Origin of the sequence: uncultured Frigoribacterium sp. (assembly GCF_963515265.1) — a bacterium.
Lineage (GTDB): Bacteria > Actinomycetota > Actinomycetes > Actinomycetales > Microbacteriaceae > Frigoribacterium.
In genome coordinates, this window is the sequence record NZ_CAUPYL010000185.1 from 1 (window position 1) to 5,099 (window position 5,099).

Genomic DNA, 5,099 nt, shown 5'->3' on the forward strand with positions numbered 1-5,099 from the left:
GGACGTGCCCGCCGCCTCCTCGTCCCCTGGCCGCCCCCGGCGCGCCCGGCCGTCGTGGCTCGGCCTCGTCGTCCAGCCGGCGGCCGTCGCCGTGGTGTTCGCCGCGTTCTGCGTCTGGCTCTCGACCGCCGAGCTCACGACCGCCGAGCGCACGACCCTCAACCCGTCCGCGCTGGTCACCTACACGGGCGAGCACCTGGCGCTGACCTTCGCGTCGGCCGCCATCGTGCTCGTCCTGGCCGTGCCGCTGGGCGTCCTCCTCACCCGCCGCCCGTTCCGGCGCGCAGCCGGCCCCGTGCTCGTGCTCGCCAACTTCGGGCAGGCGGCCCCCGCGGTCGGCCTGATCGTGCTGCTCGCCCTGTGGCTCGGGTTCTCGTTCTGGACCGCCGTGATCGCCCTCGTGCTGTACGCGGCCCTGCCCGTGCTGCGGAACACCATGATCGGCCTGCAGAGCGTCGACGCCCGCCTCGTCGAGGCGGGACGCGGCATGGGGATGTCGGCCGTCTCGGTCCTGTTCCGCGTGGAGTTGCCGCTCGCCGTTCCCGTCATGCTCTCCGGCATCCGCACGGCCCTCGTGCTGCTCGTGGGCTCGGCGGCCCTGGCGACCTTCATCGGCGCCGGCGGTCTGGGGCTCCTCATCACGACCGGCGTCAACCTGTTCCTGCCGAAGGTGCTCGTCTCGGGCGCCCTGCTCGTCGCCCTCCTCGCGCTGCTCATCGACTGGCTCGGCCGCGTGGTCGAGCACGTCGCCCGACCGAAGGGCCTCCGATGACCCCCACCGACGACCGACGACCCCGCCTGCGGGCGCTGCGCCGCGCCTCCCTGCTGGGAGTGGTCGCCGCCTCGTCCGCGGCCCTCCTGACGGGCTGCGGGCTGCAGCCCGCGACCGCCTTCGTGCCCGCCGTGGCGCCCGGCTCGATCGAGGCGATCGACGACCTCCCGGACGACGCCGCGATCACGGTCACGGCCAAGAACTTCACGGAGCAGCTCATCCTCGGCAAGATCGCCGTACTCGCGGCCCAGGCCGCGGGCTTCGAGGTCACCGACATGACCAACGTGCCGGGCAGCGTCGCCGTCCGCCAGCTCATGCTCGACGGCGGCGCCGACATGACCTACGAGTACACGGGCACCGCCTGGCTCACCTACCTCGGAGAGGCGGCGGGCATCCCCGACAAGCAGGAGCAGTACGAGGCCGTGCGCGACGCCGACGAGGCCAACGGCCTCGTCTGGCTCGAGCCCGCACCGCTCAACAACACCTACGCGATGGCGGTCCGGTCGGAGGCGGTGGCCGAGCTGGGCGACGTCGCCACGCTGTCGCAGATCGCGGCCCTCCCCGTCGACCAGCGGACGTTCTGCGTCGAGGCGGAGTTCAACTCGCGGGCGGACGGCTTCGCCCCCATGCTCGAGCGCTACGGCCTCGAGCTCGGCGCGGCGGACGGGGTGCCGACGAGCAACGTGAGCATCCTCGACACGGGCACCGTCTACGAGGCCACCGACCGCGGCCGGTGCAACTTCGGCGAGGTCTTCACGACCGACGGGCGCATCGACTCCCTCGACCTGACCGTGCTGGAGGACGACCAGGGGTTCTTCCCTGCCTACAACGTCGCCCCGGTGCTGACCGACGACGTGCTGGCGACCTACCCCCAGCTGGCCGCGGTCTACGAGCAGATCTCGCCGGCGCTCACGGACGACGAGCTCCGCACCCTGAACCGCCGCGTCGACGTGGAGGGCGAGGAGCCCGCCGACGTCGCCTTCGACTGGATGGTCGAGAAGGGCTTCGTGACACGCCCGTGACACATCGCCCGGGGGGTGATTAACACGGGCTAGACGCAGGGTGAACGGCAGGCGGCGACACCTGCCGTTCGTCGTCCCCCGCTTGCGGGGCGAGGGTGCGCGTCACCCGGTCTGCACGACAGCTGTCGCCGTGATGGCATTGATCGGCGCCCGTCCCCGCCGGGTCGGCACCAGGTCCCAAAGCGACCTTGACCAGGTCATAACCCTTCGTGACGAGGTGTCGCCCCGTGGGGGCACCTCGCGGCGGGGAACAGGGGCGGTGCGTCCTGGTCACTCGGCGGGCGTCGCCGCGGGCGCGACTCGCCCGGGGTGACGCGGCGCGATGTCCCGCGTGCGGGGGGCAGGGGAACCCCCGAACGGGGGGTCCCCTCCCGGGGGGTCCCCCACCTTAGAGTCGAGTCACCGGCAGCGGCACCCACCGCCCCGGAGAGCCACACCCGAACTGCTCCACCCGAACCGCTCCACCCACCCGAACGGGCCCTGCCGACGATCACCCGTCGTCGGCGACGCCCAGCGACGTCCGTCGCCGTCCTGCCGTACCCGCGGCTGCCGGCAGACGAGCCGTCGACCCCCGTCGTCCGGACGGACCCGAATCCCGACCGGACGGCCGTTCCGTTGCCCGTCGCCGCCCGAATCGGCGCCGGTGTCATTCGTCGCCTACCCGAGCACGAGTCCCCCCATGCCCAGCAGCCCGTCGTCCCTCCGTACCCTCCTGCCCTCCGGCCGCCCCGCCGGGTCCTCCTCCTCCGCGTCCGTGCGTCCCGTCCTCGACGGGTCGGCCGAGCCCGTCGACCTCCTCGTGCCCTCGGCCGCCGCCCCCGCGCCCGTCGTCGCCGCCGAGCCTGTGGCCGGATCCGCGCATCCCGCGCGGACGTCTGCCCCCCTCGCCGAGCCCGCCGCCGAGACGCTCACCGGCGCCCGGTGGGCGCTGCGCTACCGACGCCGCCTCCGGGTCGTCGACACGGCGGTCGTCGCCGTCAGTGTGGTCGCGGCCGCGGTCGTCGACGTGCTCGACGACCTGGTGGACCAGGGCGCCGGCTCGGCCTCGGCGGTCGTCGACGGCGTCCTCGAGGCGCTCTGGCTCCCCCTCGTCGTGGCGGTCGTCTGGACCGCCGCCCTGGCCCTCTACCGCAGCCGTGACCTCGCCGTCGTCGGCAGCGGCGTCCTCGAGTACAAGCGCGTGGGCAGCGCCAGCGTCCTCGCCTTCGTCGTCGTCGCCGTCGGGTTCTCGGTCGCAGGGCACGTCGGCGGCCAGGAGTACTTCCTCGTCGCGCTGCCCGCGGGCGGCGCGGGCCTCGTGCTCGGCCGGTGGGGCATGCGCCGGTGGCTCGAGGCCCAGCGCGGCGCCGGCCACTTCCTCTCCCGTGCCGTCGTCGTCGGCAGCCGCGAGGACGTCGCCTACGTCGTCGACCGCATCGACGCGACGAGCGGCGCCGTCTACGACGTCGTCGGGGCAGCTCTGACCGACGGCGACCGTGACGGCTCCGGCGTCGTCGTCGGCGACCGCGTCGTCCCCGTCGTCGCGGGCCTCGACGACGTGCCGCGTGCCGTCTGGCGCCTGAGCGCCGAGAGCGTGATCGTCGCCGGGGACGCGGGCCGCGGCCGCGACTGGCTCCGCGACCTCGGCTGGTCCCTCGAGGGCCGCGCCACCGAGCTCGTCCTCGCGTCCCGGCTGACCAACGTCGCCGGCCCCCGCATCCACTTCCGTCCCGTCGAGGGACTTCCCCTGATGCACGTCGAGCTGCCCGAGTTCGACGGACCGCGCCACGCGATGAAGCGGGTGTCCGACCTCGTCCTGGCCGGGGGCGCCCTCGTGGTGCTCGCGCCGCTCCTCCTGGTCCTCGCCCTCGTCGTCCGGCTCGACAGCGCCGGGCCGGTGCTGTTCCGACAGCGCAGGGTGGGCCGGGACGGCCGCACCTTCGAGATGCTGAAGTTCCGGTCGATGGTCGTCGACGCCGAGCAGCTGCTCGGCTCGCTCGGCACGGCGGACGAGGGCGCGGGCCCGCTGTTCAAGATGCGCCACGACCCCCGCGTGACCCGCGTCGGACGCCTGCTGCGGAAGTGGTCGCTCGACGAGCTGCCCCAGCTCTGGAACATCGTCCGCGGCGACATGAGCGTCGTCGGCCCCCGGCCGCCCCTCCCCCGGGAGGTCGCCGACTACGAGCGCCACGTGCACCGCCGGCTCTACATCAAGCCCGGCCTGACCGGCATGTGGCAGATCAACGGCCGCAGCGACCTCAGCTGGGAGGACAGCGTCCGCCTCGACCTCTACTACGTCGAGAACTGGTCGCTCACCGCCGACCTCGTGATCATGTGGCGCACGGTCCGCGTGCTCCTCCGTCACGACGGGGCCTACTGATGCGCCGCCGCACCCTGCTGCTGTCCGGAGCCGGCGTCGTCGTGCTGGCCGCCGCCGTCGTGGTGGCCGTCGTCGTCACGACCGGGTCGAACGAGGCCACGGCCAGCGGAGGAGGCATCGACGCCCCCGCGTACGTCACGACCGAGACCGGCGCACCTGCCGTCGAGCGGGACGGGGCCGAGGCCCCCGAGGACCGGGTGCAGGCCGACGCGGTGCCGTTCGCCGAGTCGGTGGACTACCCCGACGGCCTCACCGTCACCTCGGAGGCGGTCGACCAGGGCACGGTGACCGCGACCGGCGCCGGCGTGGTCACGGGGGCTCCCTACGTGGTCTTCGCCGTCACGGTGCACAACGGCACCGACGCGGACGTCGACCTCACGTCGGTCGTCCCGAGCCTGCGCGCGGGCAGCGACGCCGTCCCCTCCGCACCGCTGTACGACGACGTCGACGTGGCCGACCTCGACAGCGTCGTCACCGCGGGTGCCGACGTCACCGCCCGGTACGCCTTCGTCGTCCCGGAGGACCGCCGCGACCAGGCCACGCTCTACCTCGACCTGGACGGCGTCCACGCGCCGGCCACCTTCACGGGGAGCCTGCCCCGATGACCGCCACGACACAGGACGCGATCCGTCCCGGCGACACCGCCCCCTCAGCCCGGCCCCGACCGCGCCGGAGGGTCGACGTGCTCGGCGCCGTCGGCGGCCAGGGCACCCAGGCGCTGCTCGGCCTCGCCGGCCAGATCGTGGCCGTCCGGCTGCTCGCTCCGTCCGACTGGGGCGTCTACGCGGTGCTCTACGGCGTGGTCGTCGTCTTCGCGGCCCTGGCGAGCGGCTTCGTCGGCGACTCCCTGACCGTGCTCGACCGGGGCTCTGCGGACGTCCGCCGCGGGCTCCTGGCCTGGGCTGCCGTCTGGTGCGTCGCCGCGCCGGCGGTCGCGGGCGTCGTG

At 74.1% G+C, this 5,099-nt stretch carries 5 protein-coding genes; all 5 read left to right on the forward strand.

Annotated features, from left to right (window positions below; all coding sequences use genetic code 11):
* Positions 1-4: 4 nt before the first annotated feature.
* Positions 5-772, forward strand: coding sequence for an ABC transporter permease (locus tag RWM17_RS12090; protein WP_314104022.1), 768 nt, complete (start codon positions 5-7; stop codon positions 770-772).
* Positions 769-1,794 carry a glycine betaine ABC transporter substrate-binding protein gene (locus RWM17_RS12095; protein ID WP_123545738.1) on the forward strand — a complete coding sequence of 342 codons (1,026 nt, stop codon included), beginning with the start codon at positions 769-771 and terminating at the stop codon, positions 1,792-1,794. Before RWM17_RS12090 ends, RWM17_RS12095 begins: the two co-directional genes overlap by 4 nt.
* A 679-nt stretch (positions 1,795-2,473) precedes the next feature.
* Positions 2,474-4,153, forward strand: coding sequence for a sugar transferase (locus RWM17_RS12100; RefSeq protein WP_314104017.1), 1,680 nt, complete (start codon positions 2,474-2,476; stop codon positions 4,151-4,153).
* The gene (locus RWM17_RS12105; protein WP_314104019.1) at positions 4,153-4,758 is read left to right on the forward strand and encodes a hypothetical protein; all 606 of its coding nucleotides are present in this window, start codon (positions 4,153-4,155) and stop codon (positions 4,756-4,758) included. The genes RWM17_RS12100 and RWM17_RS12105 overlap by 1 nt, the downstream gene beginning before the upstream one ends.
* On the forward strand, positions 4,755-5,099 hold a 345-nt coding region (locus RWM17_RS12110), incomplete at its 3' end, for a hypothetical protein (RefSeq protein WP_314104020.1). The genes RWM17_RS12105 and RWM17_RS12110, both read left to right, overlap by 4 nt.

What these genes read in the sequence shown, in the direction of transcription:
- RWM17_RS12095 (WP_123545738.1), top strand. Translation starts at nt 769, where the DNA reads ATGACCCCCACCGACGACCGACGACCCCGCCTGCGGGCGCTGCGCCGC.
- RWM17_RS12100 (WP_314104017.1), top strand. Translation starts at nt 2,474, where the DNA reads ATGCCCAGCAGCCCGTCGTCCCTCCGTACCCTCCTGCCCTCCGGCCGC.
- RWM17_RS12105 (WP_314104019.1), top strand. Translation starts at nt 4,153, where the DNA reads ATGCGCCGCCGCACCCTGCTGCTGTCCGGAGCCGGCGTCGTCGTGCTG.